The following is a 23,019-nucleotide window of genomic DNA, read 5'->3' as shown; positions in this document are numbered from 1 at the left end:
ACATTCAAAATTTATCGCCAGTAATCATCTGTAGGCTTTGGCATTTCTTGTAATCCCCGACGAAGAGTATCTGACCATTGTTTACTAATCTGTGAGAAATAAGGATCATCTTCGGTAATTCGTTTTCCCATGGGGATAACAAAGCTATCTTTAATGTAGACCAATGCATCAAGTGGTAAGCCAACAGAAACATTTGAACGCAAAGTCGAATCAAAAGAAATCAGGCTACAACGTAATGCATCGTCTAGTGGCATTGCATAATATAAAGCTCGATCCAGAATAGGCTTTCCATACTTACTTTCACCTATTTGAAAATACGGTGTATCTGTAGTTGCGCAAATGAAATTGCCTTGTGGATAGACATTATAAAGTTGCATGTCACCACCCTTAATCTGCCCACCCACCAAAATACTACAGGCATAATTCATTTGTTCTTGAGTGTCCGAACTAATATCCTCTAAAACAGTTTTTAAGGTTTTGCCAATTAGTTCAGCCGCCTCAAACATCGTATTAACACTATATAAATTAGGCTCTTGCTGTAAAGTAAGCGCATTTTGCAAATGACCTATAACAGCTTGTGTTGTGGCTAAATTACCGGCTGTTTGCAAAGCAATAAAACGTTCTCCGGTAACGCCGAAAGTATGCAATTTTCGGAACACAGAAATATGGTCAACTCCTGCATTAGTCCTCGTGTCACTAATAAACACTAAACCTTGTTCCAATCTTAGCGCACAACAATAAGTCATTTCATTCTCTTTACATTCAACATGCCAACACTTGAACCACAGACATCATGTTCTCAACTCCACCTTGCTCTCTTACACCACGAATAGGCGCCACATCGAGATAGTCACGGCCAACTGCAAGGTAGATATGATGTTTGGGTGTAAACAACTGATTGCTTACATCAAAACAATACCACTGATTTTCTACAAATACTTCCGCCCAAGCGTGACTGGCAAGGTGCGGATAGTTTTGATCAAATAGATAACCAGAGACATAACGTGCTGGTAATTGTAGCGCACGACACATTGCAATTAAAACATGAGCATGATCTTGACATACACCTTCTCCAGCATGAAAGGCTTCAGTTGCAGTTGTCTGAACTGAAGTACTTTCAGGCTGATAAAGTATTTTCTGTAAAATATATTCACTTAATAATGCAATATGCTGTCGATCTTTGACTACTACAATATTTCTAGCAAAATCCAACATTTCTGAATCACATTGTGTTGCACCTGTCATCTGCAAAAACAAATTTGTAGGTGTAGATAAATTTACACAACCCAGCTCTACATCTTGAAGCTCAACAATCCCTTGAGCCATAAAAGTAAGATGTTGGTATTGATAGCGCTGACTAGCCGTCATCCAGACATTGTTAAATATGTCCCTTTTAATCGTTTTGTCACCCGGCACGCTAATTGCCCAATTCATAACATGTTGATGCGGCGATGTTTGAGGCATCATTTTAATATACTGAATACTGTTTTGAGCTGTTTCCGTATAGCTATAATGCGTTTGATGATTAACCATCAATTTCATAATTAGACCTCAAACATATTTTCCAACTGCTGCGTAAAAGTATAATAAGCGTCCCACGTAAGTTGCTGTTTCAGCACTTGCCAATTTTGATCTATAGTCTCCCACCCTAAGTCAGCAAGCCGTTTCACCAAAATATCTAGCTCCAACACCAGAGCAGATAAATCTTGTCCAAAACGTAACTCAATATCAAATTGCTCTATTTTTTGACCTAAATGCAGAAATAAACATACATCTTCATTTTCCGTTTCTAGTATTTGAGTACATTGTTCAACTGCATTTCTCAAGATTTCAGGTTGAGCTTCAAGAGTGTTAATAACATGATTTAATTCTGCATAAGCCTTTGATGACAATATACCTCTTAGTTCCTGAATATTATCTTTAGCAATAATGAACTGGTTCAGTAATGAAAATGTTTGCTTCTTGTCTAACATATAGTGATTTAGTAATTCAGCATTTTCTATGACCAAACCAAATGCTGCTGCAAATTGTGTTGCTTTCTCATCTTGTGTAAAGGGTAAATGAGAGGCTGCGAATTTAACTCGCATTAAATATCGACCCAACCAATATATTTGATGCGCACTCGAATTGAGTAAAACCATAAAGTTCCTCTTTAACCCACAATCAGGAATGTAATGTTTCGACAACCCATGTATCTTTTATACCGCCACCTTGGGATGAATTTACGACTAAAGAGCCAGCCTGCATGGCCACACGTGTTAAGCCACCTGGTACTATTTCTGTACGATAAGGTGAACTCAATACAAATGGACGTAAGTCGATGTGACGTTCAGCCACCCCTCCTGTCGTTAAAGTCGGAGCCACAGATAAAGCTAAGGTAGGTTGTGCAATGTACATATGAGGTGTGGCGTTCAATTTTTTTCTAAAGTCATCAATTTCACACGAACTGGCCTTAGGCCCAATTAACATGCCATAACCACCTGAGCCCTGTGCTTCTTTAACGACCAATTGATCTAAATTAGACAGTACATAATCTAAATGTTCATCTTTACGGCACTGATAAGTAGGTACATTTTTTAGAATTGGAGTTTCACCCAAATAGTATTGAATCATTTGGTCTACGTAAGGATAAATAGATTTATCATCAGCCACGCCTGTTCCAGGTGCATTTGCAATCACCACATTTTTTTGCAAATAAGCAGACATAAGTCCTGCTACACCTAACGCACTGTCTGGTCGAAATGCTAAAGGATCTAGAAAATCGTCATCTAAACGGCGATAAATTACATCTACTTTTTGACGCCCACGAATAGTTTTGACAAAAACTTGATCATTTTCTACAAATAAATCCCGATTTGTAACCAGTGGGACATCCATTTCACGTGCTAGAAAAGCATGCTCATAAAAAGCACTGTTAAAACGTCCCGGTGTTAGTACCACCACAAAAGGCTGGTCCGCCGGTGAGTTCTCCTGCAATATTTCTTTTAAAAGTTTTGGATAATGCTCAATTCCCTGTAAATTATTGGCTGCACATAGCTCCGGCATCAATTGTTGGCTAATGTTTCGGCTTTCGATCATATAAGACACACCAGAAGGTGTTCTTAAATTATCCTCCAATACAAAAAACTCTCCCTCACCATCACGGATAATATCAATTCCGCTAATTTGTGAATAAATTTTACCTTTCAAAGCATGTTTTAGCATATGGGGTTGGAAAGCCTCATTCCCCATGATTTGATCTTCGGGAATCAGTTGTTCTTTTAAAATATGTTGTCCATGATAAATATCATCTAGGAAATAATTTAATGCTTTAACGCGCTGCGCACAGCCCGAAGCTATTTTCTCCCACTGTTTTTTTTCAATTATCCGTGGAATTAAATCAAAAGGAATCGTTCGCTCTGTACCTTCTTTATCACCGTATACGTTAAAAGTAATTCCATGATAAAGAAAATGCTGCTTCGCTTGAGCATTTAATTCTTTTAACTCATCTAAAGTACGAATACTCAACCATTGTTCAATTTTTTTAGAAGCCGCTCCATTTGATGTCACATCATCCAGCATTTCATTAAAAAACTCTGATTTTAGCTGTTCAAATAAATTGGTTTGTACGGAAATATGTTCTAAAAAAGAGGTTGGGTTAATGAGTGCCGTAGTTGTCTGCTCTTGTATAAAAAAATCATTTTCAATATGTAATTCATGCTCTTGTTCTGACATAACCACCTCGTCTTATCATTTATCTATATTTCATTTTTAAATAAGCAATTTCAGTGCCATTTATATATGTTTAATATTTTTACGGTGTTTTGTTATAGCTTTCTTCTTCTAAATCTTAACATCGATTGCAAAAGGTTCAGTAAACCGAATCTGACAAACTTGCTAAATGTGTAAAGATTTTTTATTGTGTTGACACCAAAGCAATTGGATATAGATGTATTACGCTTATGTCTGTAATAGAAAAAGAAACTTCGAATAGTTTATATCGCCAATGGCAGATCTTGTCTCGCCTACCGACCGGTAAATGGATCGGGACTCGAGAATTGCAAGAAATGCTTGAGCGTGAAGGTATTGATATTAGTTTAAGGACTATTCAGCGTGACTTAAATCAAATTGCTCAACGTTTTCCGATAGAGAGCAATAAAGCCGTACCTCAAGGCTGGCGGTGGCAATCCGATGCACCTATTCAAAGCTTACCTCACATGACAAGTTCTCAAGCGGTAACCTTTATGATGGTTGAGGAGCACCTTAAGCACCTCCTTCCTCCGAGCCTGCTTGATGAGATGGGACCATGGTTCGATTTGGCCAAACGTAGTCTCTCTACACAAAATAATGTGAGACAGTGGATTAACCGTGTACGTATTGTTCCGGCAAGTCAACCGTTAATTCCACCTGTAGTTGACCGAAATGCTCAACAAGCAATTTATGAAGGCTTGCTCCAAGACAAGCAAATAGAATGTGTTTATCGGGCACGAGTCAATCAGGGTGAAGACAGAACTTATGTTTTAAATCCTTTGGCTTTGGTACAAAAAGGTGCAGTCATTTATTTAATTTGCACACGACATGACAAAACTGAAGTACAAACATTTGCTTTGCACCGTTTTAAATCAGCAAAAGTATTAGACAGTCGAGCACTGCATCCAGTTAATTTTGATATTGATCATTATATTGATTCAGGGGCTTTAGGCTTTAGAGTGGACTATAACCAACCAACTGAATCAATTCAGCTCACCTTAACCATGACAGAGCAAACTGCGAAAACCTTTTATGAAAGTCAGTTAAGTAAAGACCAAACGATTACTCCGCTTGAAGAAAATATTGTAGAAGTTTCAGCGACCGTACCTTTTACATCTCAACTAGTATGGTGGCTACGTAGTTTTGGTAAGAAATTACTGCATATTGAGCCAGTACAAGTACATAATGCTGTGCGAGAAATTGAAACTGAGAATAAATAGATATAAAAAAGAGAACCGTAAGGTTCTCTTTAGATTTTGAATTATAATTTTCTTAATTTTATATTGTTCTTATATTTTTACTTGTTTTCAGATCAATGTGTTCTCCCCCACCAAAACTGATCTACTCTTTCTTTTGCGCTATTTTGAACATGAGCATTGGCATGCCATTTCATATCCATTGTAGCGAATTGATTTCATTGTCATGATTAAAGCCCTCTTGTTTGAACATGAATTCAATATAACTGGCGGCTTTAAATATGTGAAATAAGAAAAAAAGGAAGCGAAATCTCTTTTCTTCCTTAGGAAGTTTCCATATATTTTTTGAATAGAAAATAAAAAAGCCCAGTCTTAACTGGGCCTTTTGTACATTTTAAATGATTAAGCTGTTTTCTTAATCATATTATTCTTACGAATTGTGATCATCACAAGCTGAACAGCAGCTGGTGTAACACCAGGAATACGGCTTGCTTGAGCTAAAGTTTCTGGAAGAACTGTTTTTAACTTCTGCGTGATTTCACGTGACAATCCAGACACTACATCATAGTCAAAATCGGTAGGAATTTTGGTTTCTTCAAGACGCTTTAATTGAGCAACATCTTCGTGCTGACGATTAATATAACCTTCATATTTCACAGCAATTTCAATTTGCTCACCCACTTGTTCTGAAACTTCAGAACCAGTAAGTTCAGCAATTTGACCGAAGGTGATATTAGGACGTTTAAGCAAATCAATCGCACTACATTCCTTACTCAAATCAGCACCCGTCATTTCAACGAATTTTTTACCCATCGGGTTATTTGGTGCTGCCCATAAATGTTGTAAACGAGAGGTTTCACGCTCAACCGCTTCCATTTTCTCGCAATAAGCAGCCCAACGTACATCATCAACCAAACCAAGTTCACGACCAATAGAAGTTAAGCGCTGATCCGCATTATCTTCACGCAACATCAAACGATATTCAGCGCGTGAGGTAAACATACGGTACGGTTCTTTAGTACCTAACGTGATGAGGTCATCAACCAACACACCCATGTAAGCTTGGTCACGTTTAGGCGTCCATTCTTCTTGCTCCCACGCACGACGCGCAGCATTTAAACCTGCAAGTAAACCTTGGGCACCAGCTTCTTCGTAACCTGTTGTACCATTAATTTGACCAGCAAAGTACAAGCCATTAATCGCTTTAGTTTCAAGTGTAAATTTCAAAGCTTGCGGGTTGAAATAGTCATATTCAATTGCATAGCCTGGACGTAAGATATGGGCATTTTCCATACCACGGATTGAACGTACAAGCTCGAACTGAACATCAAACGGTAAAGAAGTTGAAATACCGTTTGGATAAAGCTCGTGTGTATCTAGACCTTCTGGCTCTAAGAATACTTGATGTGAGTCTTTATCAGCGAAACGATGAATTTTATCTTCGATTGATGGACAGTAACGCGGACCTACACCTTCAATAACACCAGTGTACATTGGTGAGCGATCTAAACCACCACGAATGATATCGTGGGTTTTTTCATTTGTATGAGTGATATAACAGTTTACTTGCTCAGGGTGCATAGAAGCATCACCCATGAATGACATCACTGGAGATGGGAAATCACCCGGTTGCGGAATCATGACTGAAAAATCAACTGAACGTGCATCAATACGTGGCGGAGTACCAGTTTTTAAACGTCCTACTGGTAATTTTAATTCACGTAAACGCTGAGCAAGTGCAATAGAAGGAGGATCTCCCGCACGGCCACCGCTTGATTTTTCTAAACCAACGTGGATTACACCACCCAAGAATGTACCTGTAGTCAACACAACAGTTTTAGCATCAAAGCGAATACCCATTTGGGTAACAACACCTTTAACGGTATCGCCTTCAACAATCAGGTCATCAGCTGCTTGCTGGAAAATGTCAAGATTTGCTTGATTTTCCAAAGTATCACGGATAGCAGCTTTATAACGCACGCGGTCAGCTTGAGCACGTGTTGCACGCACAGCTGCACCTTTACGCGAATTTAAAATACGGAACTGAATACCACCTTTATCGGCAGCCAGAGCCATTGCACCGCCAAGTGCATCAATTTCGCGTACTAGGTGAGACTTACCAATACCACCAATTGCTGGGTTACAACTCATTTGGCCCAAAGTCTCAATGTTATGGGTCAAAAGCAAAGTCTGTCGTCCCATACGCGCAGCAGCAAGGGCCGCTTCCGTACCTGCGTGACCGCCACCGATAACGATAACATCATAAACTTTAGGATAGTGCATGAGTACAAAAACACCAGAAAAAAAAGACGGAACATTATAGCAAAATTATCTGCTTATTGATGTACATAATTACAAAATTGTCTTCACATAATTTACGCTATGCCACATGATTTGACATTTTGTTTCATGAATTCAATACAAAGTGAATGTTTTTAAAATTAATTCATCTTAGAATAAAAAATGTACAGCACTTCTATGACTTTAAAATTAACGCAACGAGAAGGAATACAAAATGAAAACGACCATGTTAAAAATCTTAACTGCATCTCTAATTTGTTTTTCAGGCGTAACTTTTACCCATGCTGCTGACACGAGCAAAGCCGAAATGCAAAAACAAATTCGAGTCTGTGCAAAAAAACAGCAAGGTGAATGGGTTTCATACAATCACAACGGTGTAACCTTTAACGGTACTTGCCAACCAAATGAAAATGGCAAGTTACAATTTAAGGCCCCTGCTCCTTAATCTGTTTTGACATAGGTATAGAAGAAGTCATTTATTTTCCGCTATATCTCATCAGTATTTTCAAAGACGGTCCATTAAAGATGGGCCGCTTTCTTTTTTAAAATGGTCTAGTCCGCTACAATATGCCTTTAAATAAAATTTTTAGGTCCTTTTCGTGAAGTGGTTACAAATACACATTACCGTTGATCAAGAACAAGTTGAGTTCACAGAAACACTTTTAATGTCTCTAGGTGCGGTAAGCGTAACGCTGGATGATGCTGAAGATCAGGCTTTACTTGAACCATTACCGGGTGAAACACCTTTATGGAACAAAGTTATTGTGACAGGCATCTATCAACAAGACGAACAAGACCCAATTGATGTCGACACTTTAGAAGCTTTCTTAAAAGCTCAACTTCCAGATGTTCCTATGCGTCATGAAGAACTTGAAGATCAAGTGTGGGAACGCGCGTGGATGGATTACTATGAGCCAATTCAGATTGGGGAAAAGTTCTGGATCGTGCCTGAATGGCTAGAGCCACCAGAAGCGGACGCAACTAACATTAAGTTAGATCCAGGCCTTGCATTTGGTACAGGTAATCACGCAAGTACTTTCCTATGCTTACAATGGCTGGGTAAAACTGATGTTAAAGATAAAATCGTAATTGATTATGGCTGTGGTTCAGGCATTTTAGGCGTAGCCGCTTTATTATTAGGCGCTAAAAAAGTATACGCTACCGATATTGATCCTCAGGCTGTTTTAGCAACGAAACAAAATGCAGAACTCAATGGTGTATTAGATCGACTATATGTAGGTCTTCCTGAAGAGTTTGATCAAGAATTCAAACCTAAACAAGCCGATGTTTTAGTTGCAAACATTTTAGCAGGACCTTTAATGATGCTTGCGCCTGAATTTGCAAATTTAATCAAATCTGAGGGTGAGTTCGCACTTGCTGGTGTGATTGAAGAGCAAGTTGCTGATGTTTCACGTGTTTATTCTGAATTTTTTGATATATTAGATGTCGAAAAGCGCGAAGAAAACTGGTGTCGCATTTCAGGAAAACGTAAAACAATAAATTGAGATTTTTAACTCATGAATGAAAAACAAACCCGCTGCCCTAAGTGTTTAACAGTTTATAAAGTATCTCTTACTCAATTAACTGTCGCTCAGGGTATGGTTTGTTGCCCTAAATGTAATTCAAGCTTTAATGCCTTAACCCATCTAATCAATATTGAACAGCCAGTTATGGTCAACTCAACGACGTTAGCTAATGGTTCAATGCAGACAAGATATATGACGCATTCTCACGTATTAGATATCTTTGACCAAAAAGTAGAAAACTCTAATATTGATCTTTTAACTTACCTCAACAACTTAAATTACTTTCACAACGAACCTATTAATGCTCTACCAAACCTTAATTTAGCTGAGCAGGCATCACCACAAGAACAAGACAACAATAAAAAGCATAGTTGGCTTTACTATACGCTCTGGAGCTCTGCCAACCTTATTTTAATTTTAGTCTTTACTTTTCAAATCCTCTGGTTTAACCCTAAGCTCATGCATGCAAGCCCAACCGTTAGCCATGCATTTAATTACGTTTGCCAAATACTACACTGCAACAAATCAGCAGAACTTTATCAACTTATCTATATAGAAAAGTTAAAAGTCCGCAAGATTGATGCAAACCATACCCAGTTCTCAGGCATATTGCTCAACCAGAATGATAAAAGTATTGAGCTTCCTAACCTAAAGTTGATTTTTGCAACAGAGCCAGACAAAACAGAGGAAATCATATTAACTCCTCAACAATATCTAGTTGAAAACTTAAGGGGTATTCAACGTATTCCATCAAATACCCCTTTCCGATTCGAATTTGAGCTAAACAAAAGCAAAAAAAGGCTAGTAAATTATCGATTAGAAATTGTCCACCCCTAAAATGTAAAAAAAGTGAAAAAAAAATAAAAAAAAATGCAGTTAATTTGCTCACTTTTTCCTAGACAATGGTATGATACGCGCCACGAAAGCTTTGACTCATATACTCCTCGCTCTCAATCCAAAAAAAATACTGTTAAGCATGTGTGCTTTTCTACTTTAAGCGCATAGCCTAACTTTTTTTGTTTTTGAGGGGGCTGTAACAAATATTTAATTATTGTTACGCTTATTTTTTATTCAATACGAAGAAATATGGCAAGCTAATTGTTCTTATGTTTTAGAGTCACTGTTTTAGGATCTAAAACAGGACTCCGTATTTTTAGACCACATTTATATACTACTTTACCCAAGCTAGTATTTGATTTTCGGATTAACTCGCATGAATAGCAAATCTCCTATTTTTACTGCACAATCTGATGTTGCTCTTCGCATCCACGTGGATCGCGCAGTTCGCCATTATTTTGCACAATTGCAAGGTGAGCAACCATCTCAGGTATATGACATGGTGCTAGCAGAAATGGAGAAACCTCTTTTATCTGTAGTTCTTGAATATACACGTGGTAATCAAACGCGTGCTGCAGAAATTCTTGGACTCAACCGTGGCACTTTACGTAAAAAGTTAAAAGCTCACGGTTTAATGAGTGAATAAATGATAAAATGCTCACGACGTCGTGGGCATTTTTTTATGCTTATTGGTTTTAATCCGTAGACTTGAAATTGTTGAATTAAACATCATGACTATTAAACGTGCTTTGATTTCTGTATCTGATAAGACAGGAATTGTCGAATTTGCTCAAAACCTTGCAGCTCTAGGGGTAGAACTATTATCTACAGGCGGCACATATAAGTTGCTTAAAGATAATAATATCGCGGTTGTAGAAGTATCTGAACATACTGGCTTCCCTGAAATGATGGATGGTCGTGTTAAGACATTACATCCAAAAATTCATGGCGGTATTCTTGCTCGTCGCGGTTTAGACGAAGCAGTTATGGAAGAACACAACATCGATCCGATTGATCTTGTTGTTGTAAACCTTTATCCATTTGCTGCAACTGTTGCAAAACCTGACTGTACTCTTCCTGATGCAATCGAAAATATCGACATCGGTGGTCCTACAATGGTTCGTGCAGCTGCTAAAAACCATGCTTCAGTAGGTATTGTAGTTAATGCTTCTGATTACGACACTGTAATTAATGAATTAAAAACTGCTGGTTCGCTTTCTTATGAAACGCGTTTTGATTTAGCAGTTAAAGCATTTGAACATACAGCTCAATACGACGGCATGATCGCTTCTTACTTAGGCGCTCGCGTTGGTAAGACCGAAGGTGAAGCTGACTTATTCCCTCGTACATTCAATACTCAATTGAACAAAGCACAAGATTTACGTTACGGTGAAAACCCACATCAATCGGCTGCTTTCTATGTCGAAGCTAATGCAAAAGAAGCTTCAGTTTCTACTGCAAAACAGTTACAAGGCAAAGAATTGTCTTATAACAACATTGCAGATACAGATGCTGCGCTTGAATGTGTGAAATCATTTGCAAAACCTGCTTGTGTAATTGTAAAACATGCTAACCCTTGTGGTGTTGCGGTTTCTTTAGACGGCATTAAAGCTGCTTATGATTTAGCTTATGCAACAGATCCAGAATCTGCTTTTGGTGGCATTATTGCATTTAACCGCGAGTTAGACGTTGCAACTGCTCAAGCAATTGTTGACCGTCAATTCGTTGAGGTTATTATTGCTCCAAGTATTGCTGATGGCGTACTTGAAGTAACTGGCGCTAAGAAAAATGTACGTGTTTTAGTATGTGGTGAGTTACCTGCAATTGATGCACGTGCACCGCAACTTGACTATAAACGCGTAAATGGTGGCTTACTTGTTCAAGATCAAGACTTGGGCATGATCACTAAAGATGATCTTAAAGTAGTTACGAAGCGTGCGCCAACTGAACAAGAAATTGATGATCTTATCTTTGCTTGGAAAGTAGCAAAATATGTAAAATCAAACGCAATTGTTTATGCTAAAAACCGCCAAACTATTGGTGTTGGTGCAGGTCAAATGAGTCGCGTTAACTCAGCGCGTATTGCTGCCATTAAAGCTGAACATGCTGGTTTGGTTGTTGAAGGTGCTGTAATGGCTTCTGATGCATTCTTCCCGTTCCGTGACGGTATTGATAATGCTGCTAAAGCTGGCATTAAATGCATCATTCAACCAGGTGGTTCTATGCGTGATGAAGAAGTAATCGCTGCAGCAGACGAAGCTGGTATTGCAATGGTGTTCACTGGTATGCGCCATTTCCGCCACTAATTTAAATTTAGTCCTCCCTAACCCTCCTTTTATTCAGGAGGGTTTTCCACAATAATGGAGCTAAACTCCACCTTGAGGAATAGAGGGGGATGAAAAGGATTAAAGTTAAGGAACAAATTAAAAATGAATATTTTAGTTTTAGGTAGTGGTGGTCGTGAACATGCTTTGGCATGGAAAATCGCGCAAGATACCAAAGTTACTCAAGTTTTCGTTGCACCGGGAAATGCGGGAACTGCAACTGAAGACAAATGCGTTAATGTTCAGCTTGATATTTTAGACAACCCTGCAATTATCGCTTTTGCTAAAGAAAATAATGTTGAACTTATTATTGTTGGCCCAGAAGCACCTTTAGTTAATGGTGTGGTAGATGCTGCTCGCGAAGCAGGTCTAAAAATTTGGGGACCAACTCAATATGCTGCGCAGCTTGAAGGCTCAAAAGCATTTGCTAAACATTTTTTAAAGCGTCATAACATTCCAACTGCTTTTTACGAAGTATTTACGGAAGTTGATGCAGCTAAAGCATATGTTGAAAAAAATGGTGCACCAATTGTAATTAAGGCAGACGGTCTTGCTGCTGGTAAAGGCGTAATCGTTGCAATGACCAACGAAGAAGCTTTTGCAGCAATTGATGACATGCTTGCAGGCAACAAATTCGGTGATGCTGGTTCACGTGTTGTAATTGAACAGTTCCTAGCAGGTGAAGAAGCTTCTTTCATTTGTATGATTGATGGTAAAAACATTTTACCAATGGCAACTTCACAAGATCACAAGCGTATTTTTGAAGGCGATCAAGGTCCTAACACTGGCGGTATGGGTGCTTACTCTCCTGCTCCGGTGGTAACTTCTGAAATTTTCGAACGAGTTATGACTGAAATCATGCGTCCAACTGTTGAAGGTATGGCTGCTGATGGACATGTCTACACTGGTTTCTTATATGCTGGCTTAATGATTGATGAACAAGGTCAACCACGTGTGATCGAGTTTAACTGTCGTTTTGGCGACCCAGAAACTCAACCGATCATGATGCGCTTAAAATCATCTCTTGTTGAATTGGTAGAAGCTGGTATTGCTGGCAATTTACCAAAAGAAGCTGAATGGGACGAGCGTAAGTCAATCGGTATCGTACTTGCAGCTGAAGGCTATCCTGATAGCGTACGCAAAGGCGATGTAATTTCTGGTATCGGACAATCACCTGAAGATACTAAAATTTTCCATGCAGGTACTGCAACTCGTGAAGATGGTCACATCGTAACTTCTGGTGGTCGAGTTCTTTGTGTAACTGCGCTAGGCGACAGCGTGCTTGAAGCACAAATTAATGCACTTGAAGTATGCGGACAAGTGACCTTTACAGGTATGCAATATCGTAGTGACATTGGCTATCGCGCAATTGCTCGTGAAAAAGCTGAATAAAAGTTAATAAAAAAAGCTTCCTAAGTAGGAAGCTTTTTTTATTTTGTACCCCAGCATAAGAAAATAATATAAATTTTTTATAAGATTTATTAAGATATCAACAAATAGAAAAAAGCCCTCTATATCAACTACATTTTTATTGCTATCATTAGTACATAGTTGTAACTGTCATCAGACACTGCTGTTTTAATAATTTCCATAAAGACTTGCTCTACAAATTATGCCTGTAGAGAGTTTTTTAATATTCTAAATTTATGAATGCTCGTTTGGCTACTGTTGGGGATGAACTGTTTGGGGAAACAGTTTTTGTTTATTAACAATTACCCTCTGTTATAGCCAAAATATGCAAGCAAATTATGGAACCCCAGAAAAAGATCACAGAGTTTAGACTAGTTGTAATTCCAACTCCTCTCTTTTCATATTGATATAGATCAATCGTTATTGTTCTATATCTTAATCAGGACTTTTTTAAATGAAAAAGCTGATCAGCCTTTTTTTAAGCATGTCAGTAGTATTATTGACAGCATGTAGCAAACAAGAAAATGCTCAACAAGCCGAACAAAACAATGATAGTACCAAAGTACAAAAGGTAGTAATTGCCTCTACAGGTTCGGATGCTGAAATTTGGCGTTATATCGCAACTTTACCTGAAACCCAAGCTGCTGGCTTAAAGTTAGAAGTGAAAAACTTCTCAGACTCCGTTTCAATGAATACAGCAATTGCAAATAAAGAAGTAGATTTGAACGCATTCCAAGCTTATTCTTATCTTACTGCATTTAATAATTCAAACCCGGATAAGATTGCAGCGGTTTCTACCACTTATATTGAGCCAATGGGGATTTATTCAAGTAAATACAAAAAAATTGAAGAACTTCCTGAAGGTGCAATTATTTCAATCCCGGATGATGCTGCCAGCGAATCTCGTGCGCTACTCTTGTTACAAACTGCTGGCTTAATCAAGCTTAAAGCTGACTTTAATCCTATTCAGGGCAGTCCAATTGATGTTATCGAAAATCCTAAAAAGATCAACATCAAACCAATCAAAATGGAAACTGCATTACGTCTTAAAAATGAATTTGATGCAGTTGTATTAAATAATACCATAGCACTCGAGGGAGGTTTAAACGTACTCAAAGATTCTATGTTCTATGAACCTATTGATCAAATCTCAAAAATTAGTGTCAACGTTCTAGCAACTACTGAATCACGTAAAAATGATCCTGTCTTGCAAAAAGTTGGTAAGCTTTACCACAATGCAGCTGTTAAAAAATACATTGAAGAACACTTTGGTGGAACAAAAGTTGACGTAGACAAACCAATCAGCTATCTCTCAGAAGCTAAATAGTAATATAATAGCTGCAACGCGAAACAGGCAAAAACTCTTTGCCTGTTTTTTCTTTTCAGCATAGTTTTTGACGACATGATTCAATTTAAAAACATTTCAAAGCACTATCAGCTTAAAGGCCAAACCATACGAGCTCTGGACCAAATTAATTTGGAAATTCCTGAAGGGAGTATTTTTGGCATTATTGGCTATAGTGGTGCAGGTAAAAGTACTTTAATCCGCCTGATTAACTTACTTGAACGACCAAATGAAGGTCAGGTTATCATTAATCAAAAGGACTTCACTGCTTTGGATGCGCGTTCATTACGTCAGGAACGTGCAAATATTGGTATGATTTTTCAGCACTTCAATTTGCTACAAACCAAAACGGTTGCTGAAAATATCGAAATGCCAATGCGTCTGCTGAATTACAATAAAGCAGAACGTGAAAAGCGCTTAAATGAGTTATTGGAGTTCATTGATCTTAAGCATAAAAAAGATGCTTATCCTGATGAACTTTCTGGCGGCCAAAAGCAACGTGTCGGTATTGCTCGTGCTTTGGCAAATCATCCAAAAATTCTTTTGTGTGATGAAGCAACCTCTGCCCTAGACCCGCAAACAACCAAGTCTGTTCTAGAGTTACTCAAGAAAATCAATCAAGAGCAAAAAATCACAATCGTTATGGTGACCCATGAAATGGATGTCATTGAAACTGTTTGTGATCATGTAGCTGTGATGGAAGCTGGTAAAGTCATTGAACAAGGTTCAACGATTGATATCTTTAGTAATCCTCAACATCCGACGACTAAAAACTTTATTCAAACTGTGTTACATCAACAGTTGCCTGTGAATATTTTAAATCAACTCGAAAATCAGCATCATCATAGCATCTACTGTTTACAGTTTTTGGGCCGTTCTGCCCAAGAACCTGTAATTCAGTCACTGATTAAACAATTTGATATTAGTTTAAATATCTTATTCGCTAACATGACTGAAATTAACGGTACTGTCATTGGTCAAATGTTTGTACAGCTTCTAGGTGAGCCACAGTTGATTAAGCAGGCTATTGAGTTTTTAGAGAAAAATGAAGTGAGTGTAGTTCAATCAGGAGATCAAGTATGAGAGATTTAATCGTACAGTGGTTAACTGAACTTACTCAACCTTTCTGGCACAGTTCTCTTTCAATTGACCAGTTTGTAACAGCTCTACAAGAAACATTTCACATGGTGTTTTTTGCGCTGTTATTTGGTGGTATTTGGGGTTTCATTCAAGGGGTTATCCTGCTTGTAACTCGCCCAGAAGGTATTTTGCCAAATAGATTCGTCTATCATTTACTCAACCCGATTGTAAATGCGTTACGCTCTCTCCCATTTATTATTTTACTTATTGCAGTGATTCCTCTTACCAAGTTATTGGTAGGCACTTCAATTGGTACATGGGCTGCGATTGTTCCTTTAACAATTTACGTTGGTCCATATATGGGACGTCTGATTGAAACTTCCCTACTCGAAGTAAATGAAGGAATTATTGAATCTGCTCAGGCGATGGGTGCTACACCTTGGCAAATTATTTACCGCTTTATTTTGCCAGAAGCACGCAGTTCACTCATTCTAAACCTCACAACAGCCACAATCAGTTTGATTGGTGCAACAGCAATGGCTGGTGCAGTGGGCGCAGGTGGTATTGGTGACTTAGCAATCTCTTATGGTTACCAACGTTTTGATACAAGCGTTGTAATTTTAACAGTAATTGTTCTATTGCTCTTAGTACAGATTGTACAGACACTAGGTAACTGGCTCTCTAAGATCCGTTAAATTACTCATATAAAAAGCTCCCTAAATGGGGGCTTTTTTGTTTTACATACATCATTTTCATAAAAAGGTTGAGTGAGTGGCTTAATACCATTTTCTGTTATTATCAAAAACAGTGATTACTTATTCTTTGGATTTGGTTTTAGGATAAAACAATGCGTTATAGAATTCATTTTATTGATGTACAGAATGCCCTCCAAAACTATATCTGGATTTTAGAAGATACTGAAACCCAAGAGGCTGTTGCAGTTGATCCAACAGAAGCTGATCTTGTGACTCAATTTTGTCAAAATTATCAACTCACTTTAAAACAAATCTGGCTCACTCATTGGCATAAAGACCATATCGGTGGTGTAGCGGATTTAACGGCTGGCCAAAATATTACTGTCTATGGTCCACGTGATGAGCTCTCAAAAATTCCGGGAATTACTCACCCCTTACAACATGACGATCATTTAAAATTTAATGATTTAAAAGTAGAGATTATCGCGACCCCAGGTCACACCTTAGGGCACATTGTGTATTTTATTGAAGAGTTAGAAGCTGTATTCTGCGGTGACACTTTGTTTGCAATGGGATGTGGACGATTATTTGAAGGTACGGCTGAACAAATGTATCACTCACTTAGTCGTTTAGCAGCGCTACCAACACAAACCAAAGTTTATTGTACGCATGAATACACGCTTTCAAATGCCGAATTTGCCTTAACGGTAGAGCCGCATAACCACGCCTTATCTGAACGAGCTGAAGAAGTTCGTGAGCTACGTAAACAAGGATCAATCACCCTTCCGAGTACGATTGAACTAGAATTAGCCACCAATCCTTTTCTTCGTGCAGAAAGTGCTGAAGACTTTGCTCATTTACGTGCACTTAAAGATAGCTTTTAAAGTTAAAGCCTCTCCTTTTAAGAGATACAGTTTCATTTTAAAAACTGTATCTTTTTGCATAGTGCACGTTGATCGTAATTATTTTTTACATTTAGTATCTTCATATTTATTCATATTTTTAAAAATTCCCTCAAATTTATATTTTCTTAAAAACACGCCAACAAACAATCCACTAAATAAAAAGTTTTTATTTTTTAGTTACATAACACCTCCATATTTTTATAAAAATGAAAACTGTTCTTTCTCTATCTTACTTTTTTTACAAGTTGCAAAATAAAACAAAGTTTTCCCCCTTTAAAAAATCTAATTAAAACCCTATTAATAAATAAGATGTAATGCCACGGATAGAAGGAGTTCTCACGTGAAAAAGGTTGTTAAAGCTAAAAATTTGATTGCGTTTCGTATTTGGTTAGAAAAGTTAGGGTATTCAGTTAAAAATCTTGCTGATGGAAAAGGTTTTACTTTTAGTTTTAAAAAAGAATATGGTTTAGTGACCTGTGATTTAGCAGGTAATTCATTAGCGATGCAATTAGGTGAAGAGTTTGAGGATCACTTAAAAGCATAATTTTTTACGACTCGATTTACAGTATTGTCTTTTTGAAAGATAAGTAATATTGCAGAACTTTAGAATGGTTTAATTAAAATATATTGTTAGACATTAAACAAAAAATCTGTAGCGGGGCTACTCTCCCAAATTGCCCTCAGCTACAGATTTTTTATAAGATTATTCTGCTTTAGGGTGCTTTAAAGCTTTATCTAAAAGATCTTTATCTAAAGCTTTATCCCATCGTGCTACAACAATTGTTGCGCAAGCATTACCAACTAAATTTGTTAATGCACGGCACTCTGACATAAAACGGTCAATACCAAGAATTAAAGCCATACCTGCTACAGGAACCGCCGGTACAACCGATAGTGTTGCAGCCAGAGTAATAAAGCCTGCACCAGTCACCCCTGCTGCACCTTTAGAACTTACCATTGCCACAAGAAGCAATGCAATTTGTTCACTAATTGATAAGTCAACATTACACGCTTGCGCAATAAACAGAGCCGCCATAGTCATGTAGATATTTGTACCATCGAGGTTAAATGAATAACCTGTCGGAATCACCAAACCTACCACCGATTTTTCACAACCTGCTTTTTGCATTTTATCCATTAAAGATGGTAAAGCTGCTTCAGAAGAACTTGTTCCTAAAACTAACCAAAGTTCATCTTTGATATAACGGATTAAATGAATAATTGAGAAGCCATTGTAACGGGCTACGGCTCCTAAAATCACTATGACAAACAATACCGCTGTAATATAGAACGTCATAATTAATAGTAATAAATTACCAATTGACTCGATTCCATACGCACCGATGGTAAAAGCCATTGCACCAAAAGCACCGATTGGAGCAAGCTTCATTAACATACCAACAAGGTAAAAAACTGGAGCTGTTAAGTTATTTAAGAAGTCGGTAATTGGACGTGCACGGTCACCCAATGCAGCCAAAGAAATACCAAATAACACCGCCACAAACAGAACCTGCAAAATCTCGCCACCAGCCAGAGGGCTGACTAACGTTTGTGGGATAATATTCATAAAAAAGTCGGTAATATTTGTCGCATGCGCTTTTTCAACGTAAGTATTGACTTTATCGTTGACTAAAGTAGCTGGGTCAATATTGAGACCTTTACCCGGTTGAATAATATTTGCCACAACCATACCAACCACAAGCGCCAAGCTTGAGAAGGTAAGAAAATAAAGCATAGCTTTACCAGTTACACGGCCAACTCGACTCATGTTTGTCATACTGGCAATGCCTGTAACAACAGTTAAAAAGATGACGGGAGCAATAATCATTTTAACGATCTTGATGAATGCATCACCAAGCGGTTTTAAACTTTCGCCAAGTTCTGGGTAAAAATGACCAATTAAAATGCCCAAAATAATTGCAAAGATGACCTGTACATACAAAATTTGGTGAAACTTCTGCTTTTTCTGTACCGTTTCTTGGTCAAGGGTATTGAAATCCATTATCTAAATACCTTTTCGATGGGGATAAAAAAATAAAATATAAAGCGTGCACCACAAGCCGCCTTATCAAGGAAAAGCCATTGTAAAGAATAAAAAACAGGCTGTGTTATAAATTTAAAAAATGTAAAATTCAATAATCATGTAATAAACCATATAAATATCATGCTCACCCTCCCTTTCTTTAAATTAAGAATCAAACAAAAATTATGCATAAGTTATTATTTAAATTAAATATTTTAATTAAGATTAGGCACAAAAACAGCTATAGATACTTAATTATGCCTTAGAGCAACATCATTTATTAAATAAATGATTTTATAAAAAACATATAAATTATAAATTATGAGGATTTAATTTAAAAATAATAAGTAAAATTGATATATGATTTTATAATCAACATAAGATTTTAACTATTTTAAAAAACAGTTAGATTCACATGCTGTTTTCTATTAAATAAAATCAGAATGTGCTTTAAATAACTGTGCTAATAAAGTATGAACATAGTCTAGGCTTAAAGCTCGATCAGTGAATAAAATTCGAAATAGCATAGGTGCAATAACAGTCTCGATAATTTCTTCATTACTTATAGTAGGTTCATTACGCGATTTAGCTCTTTCTTGAATAATATCGAGTTGCTGAATAATTAGAGTTTCACATTTTTGAGCATTTGAAGAATCAGTTGTATATAGTACATCTCGTAGTAATGTTTGTCCTACTTCAGAAGAATACTCCTCAAAATATTGTTCAATCCATGCAGTGATATCCAGCTGAAATGAACCTAAATCTTTTGGTTCCATATCAGGTTTGAGCTCATTTAGGGCTACATCTGAAAATAGCTGATTAATATCCCCCCAACGGCGGTAAATTGTTGAAGGTGTTACTCCTGCCTCATGAGCAATCATCGGTATAGTAATTTGGCTCTGTTCAAAGGTTTTTTGAAGCTCTTTTACCGCTTGATGCACCGCAGTTTGAATTCTTTCACTACGACCACCAGGACGTAAGCCAGTAACAACTTTTGCCATTTATAAACTCTGTAAAAGGAATCAAAAAATTTATAAATATTTATATCTATATACAAAATACACTAAAGCTAAGGATTTGCTTTAGTGTAAAAATAATGTATAAAAGCTAAATATTCGCTTTTATGTTATTCATCTTATATGAACAATTCAAGTTCAAAACGGACTGGATCAGTTTTTCAGTTAGATAGTGCAAGTGCATTGACACTTAATACAATCACGCTCATGACCTTTATGGCGGCGTCTAGTGCACCGACTCCACTTTATCGTCTATACCAACAGCTTTGGCAATTTTCACCTGTCACTTTGACTTTAATTTTTGCAACTTATGCTTTTACTCTGCTGGGTTCATTACTGATTATTGGTTCTTTATCTGACTATATTGGACGCCGTCCTGTCATTATTGCAGCCATTTTTCTGCAAATTATTTCGATGAACTTTTTCTTATTTGCTTCAGATGTTTCGATGTTATTTATTGCACGGGGCTTACAAGGAATTGCAACAGGGCTTGCTGTCTCGGCTATAGGCGCAGCAATTTTAGATTTTAGTAAGCTTCAGGGTTCGCTTATTAATAGTATCGCACCAATGGTCGGCATGGCTGTTGGTATATTTCTAACTTGTTCTATTTTGCAATTCTCTGCCCAACCATTACAGCTTGTTTTTGAATTCTTATGTCTTCTTCTTATTTGTGAACTCATTTTAAGTTTTTTTACTCCAGAGACAGCCCAGAAAAGATCGGGTGCACTTGCCTCTTTAAAACCCAATATGGCTATTCCGCCACAAACAAAAAGCGCTTTATTGAGTATTAGTCCAATTAATATTGCTCTTTGGATGGTTAGTGGTTTCTTCTTATCACTTATGCCCTCTTTACTGGTAAAAATTTTCGAGACATCTTCAGCGTGGTTAAACGGAATCACCTTCATGGCGCTAGCACTCTCAGGTGCAGCCGGTATATTAACGCTTAGGAAGTCGACAAATTACCGTATTTTATTAACAGGTACTCTTTCAATTGCTATTGGTTCAACTGTTTTATTTTTAGCAATTAATCTTACAAGTGCAGTAGTTTTATTTCTCGGTTCTATTATTACCGGAGTTGGTTTTGGTACAGCTTTTATGGGCGCAATCCGCACAGTAATGCCTCTAGCTTTACCAGAAGAACGTGCAGGTCTTATGGCTGCATTTTTTGTTGAAAGTTACTTGGCATTTAGTATTCCTGCAATTTTAGCTGGCTATTTTGTTGGAAAAGTTGGACTCATGCATACAGCAAATAGTTATATTTGTTTTATTATCTTACTATCGCTTGTTGCCCTTCTTCTGATTTTTAAAAACTTTAAAAGTAAATAAGCCTATAAAAAAATAGCCTCTATTGAGGCTATTTTTTATTTCATTGATCACGCCAAGGTTTTAAAAACCGCTTTACATACTTTTTAAATGGCCATGTAAATTGTTTTATAAAACTATTTGGAATTTTATAACCTACCGTGCCATACACGCTTGCCAGATGATTTGGCATATATACACTTTTGAAGATGACATCATATAGAGGAATAAAAGCAGCGTAATTTTTATCAATCGCAGGTTTTTCTGAAGAGTGATGCCAATGGTGGAATTCTGGTGTAGCGATAATCCAGCGCAAATATGGAAAACGAAAACGCACATTGGAATGAATAAAAATAGCGTGAAATGAAATAAAGATTAAATAAGCAAAAACAGCTGAAGTATGAAAACCTAACAAGAAAATCGGTAAAGTCGCAATAAAACGAGTCATGAGCACTTCAATGACATGCAAACGAGAAGATGCTAACCAATCCATATATTCAGTCGAATGATGAATCGCGTGAAAGCGCCATAAGAAATTAACCTCATGCATGGCACGATGTAACCAATACACCGTAAAATCGACCACAATAAGTAATTCAATAAATTGCAGCCAAATTGGCTGAGCTTGTACGTAAGGTACAATTGGATTATCAGGCAAATGTGTAATCCAATATTGAATTGGCATAACCGTTAAAAAGCTGAATAATTGAATCCCAATATGACTGACCATGAAGTATTTCATATCGGTCACCCATCCTACTCTTAATATTTTTTGTTCAGGATTCTTAGCAAAAAAGCCTTCAAGTGGAATAAAAATGAACGCTAAAATAAATAAAGTTAGTACAAAATAATCGATACCTGCATAAAACGGTACACTTGGCAAAACAGGTGCTTCAATTACACCACAGCCCAAAACTGCTGCTACCAGTGAAAAACACAGCCCGTAAAATCCATATCTGTTTTGACGGATAATGGCACTAAAAGCACCGAAACCAGCACTAATAACAATGCCTGTGATCAGGCCATAATAAAAAAGGTGATAGTGTTTTGCGTAAAGAGGACGGAGTTCTGGAGTGGTTAATACACTGGGAAATAAAAAACATAATGCACCAAATAAGCAAAGTAAGCTGAGTGACATTGAAATAAAGGCGCTAATTTTCCCTAAACCTGCGTTAAGTTCTAAATTTTCAAATTTTGCTCTTAATTGATCGGTCATAATTCATATACAATTCTTATTGTGTATAACGCGAATGCTATCAAAATTTAATTATTAATTGTAAAAAGAAACAGATTTAACTCAGACTAAAAAATAGATAGATAAAGAAAACTA

General features: G+C 37.2%; 21 protein-coding genes. 13 read left to right on the top strand and 8 right to left on the bottom strand.

The window, feature by feature from the left end; genetic code table 11:
* Window positions 1-11: 11 nt before the first annotated feature.
* From KIP84_RS06425 to KIP84_RS06410, 4 genes are read right to left on the bottom strand one after another with little or no spacing between them, the layout of a single operon-like run.
* Window positions 12-746 carry a proteasome-type protease gene (locus KIP84_RS06425; RefSeq protein ID WP_002119721.1) on the bottom strand — a complete coding sequence of 245 codons (735 nt, stop codon included), beginning with the start codon at window positions 744-746 and terminating at the stop codon, window positions 12-14.
* Window positions 747-762: 16 nt separating this feature from the next.
* Window positions 763-1,542, bottom strand: coding sequence for a transglutaminase family protein (locus tag KIP84_RS06420; protein ID WP_213689540.1), 780 nt, complete (start codon window positions 1,540-1,542; stop codon window positions 763-765).
* A 2-nt stretch (window positions 1,543-1,544) separates the two neighbouring features.
* Entirely contained in the window at window positions 1,545-2,141 is a 597-nt protein-coding gene (locus KIP84_RS06415) for an alpha-E domain-containing protein (RefSeq protein WP_068563415.1), read from the bottom strand.
* Between the two features lie 22 nt (window positions 2,142-2,163).
* Window positions 2,164-3,714 (bottom strand): circularly permuted type 2 ATP-grasp protein, encoded by a 1,551-nt coding sequence (locus tag KIP84_RS06410; RefSeq protein WP_213689539.1) that lies wholly within the window; start codon window positions 3,712-3,714, stop codon window positions 2,164-2,166.
* 227 nt (window positions 3,715-3,941) lie between these two features.
* On the opposite strand from KIP84_RS06410, the gene KIP84_RS06405 reads away from it, so the two are divergent.
* Window positions 3,942-4,949, top strand: coding sequence for a WYL domain-containing protein (locus tag KIP84_RS06405; RefSeq protein ID WP_002119763.1), 1,008 nt, complete (start codon window positions 3,942-3,944; stop codon window positions 4,947-4,949).
* Window positions 4,950-5,327: 378 nt separating this feature from the next.
* Here KIP84_RS06405 and mnmG read toward each other — a convergent pair whose 3' ends face one another.
* On the bottom strand, window positions 5,328-7,208 hold the full coding sequence (gene mnmG / locus KIP84_RS06400) for a tRNA uridine-5-carboxymethylaminomethyl(34) synthesis enzyme MnmG (RefSeq protein WP_068930331.1): 1,881 nt from the start codon (window positions 7,206-7,208) through the stop codon (window positions 5,328-5,330).
* A gap of 232 nt (window positions 7,209-7,440) precedes the next feature.
* On the opposite strand from mnmG, the gene KIP84_RS06395 reads away from it, so the two are divergent.
* The 11 genes from KIP84_RS06395 (at window position 7,441) to KIP84_RS06345 (ending at window position 17,892) form a co-directional block, all read left to right on the top strand.
* A complete protein-coding gene (locus KIP84_RS06395; RefSeq protein ID WP_002119672.1) occupies window positions 7,441-7,671 on the top strand; it encodes a hypothetical protein in 231 nt (76 codons plus the stop codon).
* Window positions 7,672-7,825: 154 nt separating this feature from the next.
* Complete coding sequence (gene prmA, locus KIP84_RS06390; RefSeq protein WP_002119634.1) at window positions 7,826-8,731, top strand: 50S ribosomal protein L11 methyltransferase; 906 nt, start codon at window positions 7,826-7,828, stop codon at window positions 8,729-8,731.
* Window positions 8,732-8,743: 12 nt separating this feature from the next.
* Window positions 8,744-9,589, top strand: coding sequence for a zinc-ribbon and DUF3426 domain-containing protein (locus KIP84_RS06385; protein WP_032035554.1), 846 nt, complete (start codon window positions 8,744-8,746; stop codon window positions 9,587-9,589).
* Window positions 9,590-9,965: 376 nt separating this feature from the next.
* Complete coding sequence (fis, locus tag KIP84_RS06380) at window positions 9,966-10,235, top strand: DNA-binding transcriptional regulator Fis (protein WP_001086304.1); 270 nt, start codon at window positions 9,966-9,968, stop codon at window positions 10,233-10,235.
* A gap of 85 nt (window positions 10,236-10,320) precedes the next feature.
* A complete protein-coding gene (purH, locus tag KIP84_RS06375; RefSeq protein ID WP_133480773.1) occupies window positions 10,321-11,895 on the top strand; it encodes a bifunctional phosphoribosylaminoimidazolecarboxamide formyltransferase/IMP cyclohydrolase in 1,575 nt (524 codons plus the stop codon).
* Between the two features lie 123 nt (window positions 11,896-12,018).
* Complete coding sequence (gene purD, locus KIP84_RS06370; RefSeq protein WP_005073571.1) at window positions 12,019-13,305, top strand: phosphoribosylamine--glycine ligase; 1,287 nt, start codon at window positions 12,019-12,021, stop codon at window positions 13,303-13,305.
* Window positions 13,306-13,777: 472 nt separating this feature from the next.
* The gene (locus KIP84_RS06365) at window positions 13,778-14,650 is read left to right on the top strand and encodes a MetQ/NlpA family ABC transporter substrate-binding protein (protein WP_060464677.1); all 873 of its coding nucleotides are present in this window, start codon (window positions 13,778-13,780) and stop codon (window positions 14,648-14,650) included.
* Window positions 14,651-14,725: 75 nt separating this feature from the next.
* Window positions 14,726-15,751 carry a methionine ABC transporter ATP-binding protein gene (locus tag KIP84_RS06360; protein ID WP_002119636.1) on the top strand — a complete coding sequence of 342 codons (1,026 nt, stop codon included), beginning with the start codon at window positions 14,726-14,728 and terminating at the stop codon, window positions 15,749-15,751.
* Window positions 15,748-16,443 carry a methionine ABC transporter permease gene (locus tag KIP84_RS06355; protein ID WP_002119707.1) on the top strand — a complete coding sequence of 232 codons (696 nt, stop codon included), beginning with the start codon at window positions 15,748-15,750 and terminating at the stop codon, window positions 16,441-16,443. The genes KIP84_RS06360 and KIP84_RS06355 overlap by 4 nt, the downstream gene beginning before the upstream one ends.
* A gap of 152 nt (window positions 16,444-16,595) precedes the next feature.
* Complete coding sequence (gloB, locus tag KIP84_RS06350; protein ID WP_087087880.1) at window positions 16,596-17,327, top strand: hydroxyacylglutathione hydrolase; 732 nt, start codon at window positions 16,596-16,598, stop codon at window positions 17,325-17,327.
* Between the two features lie 361 nt (window positions 17,328-17,688).
* Window positions 17,689-17,892 (top strand): hypothetical protein, encoded by a 204-nt coding sequence (locus KIP84_RS06345; RefSeq protein ID WP_002119766.1) that lies wholly within the window; start codon window positions 17,689-17,691, stop codon window positions 17,890-17,892.
* Between the two features lie 159 nt (window positions 17,893-18,051).
* On the opposite strand, the gene KIP84_RS06340 is transcribed toward KIP84_RS06345, so the two are convergent.
* The gene (locus tag KIP84_RS06340) at window positions 18,052-19,350 is read right to left on the bottom strand and encodes a dicarboxylate/amino acid:cation symporter (protein WP_087087871.1); all 1,299 of its coding nucleotides are present in this window, start codon (window positions 19,348-19,350) and stop codon (window positions 18,052-18,054) included.
* A 449-nt stretch (window positions 19,351-19,799) separates the two neighbouring features.
* On the bottom strand, window positions 19,800-20,372 hold the full coding sequence (locus KIP84_RS06335) for a TetR/AcrR family transcriptional regulator (RefSeq protein ID WP_213689538.1): 573 nt from the start codon (window positions 20,370-20,372) through the stop codon (window positions 19,800-19,802).
* Window positions 20,373-20,510: 138 nt separating this feature from the next.
* Here KIP84_RS06335 and KIP84_RS06330 point away from each other — a divergent pair, with 138 nt between their 5' ends.
* Window positions 20,511-21,713 carry an MFS transporter gene (locus KIP84_RS06330; protein WP_213689537.1) on the top strand — a complete coding sequence of 401 codons (1,203 nt, stop codon included), beginning with the start codon at window positions 20,511-20,513 and terminating at the stop codon, window positions 21,711-21,713.
* A 40-nt stretch (window positions 21,714-21,753) separates the two neighbouring features.
* On the opposite strand, the gene KIP84_RS06325 is transcribed toward KIP84_RS06330, so the two are convergent.
* On the bottom strand, window positions 21,754-22,905 hold the full coding sequence (locus tag KIP84_RS06325; RefSeq protein ID WP_087087867.1) for a sterol desaturase family protein: 1,152 nt from the start codon (window positions 22,903-22,905) through the stop codon (window positions 21,754-21,756).
* Window positions 22,906-23,019: the final 114 nt, after the last annotated feature.

It is taken from the genome of Acinetobacter sp. BHS4, assembly GCF_018454425.1.
GTDB classification, from domain to species: domain Bacteria; phylum Pseudomonadota; class Gammaproteobacteria; order Pseudomonadales; family Moraxellaceae; genus Acinetobacter; species Acinetobacter pittii.
This window is presented reverse-complemented; position numbering and strand designations above follow the sequence as displayed.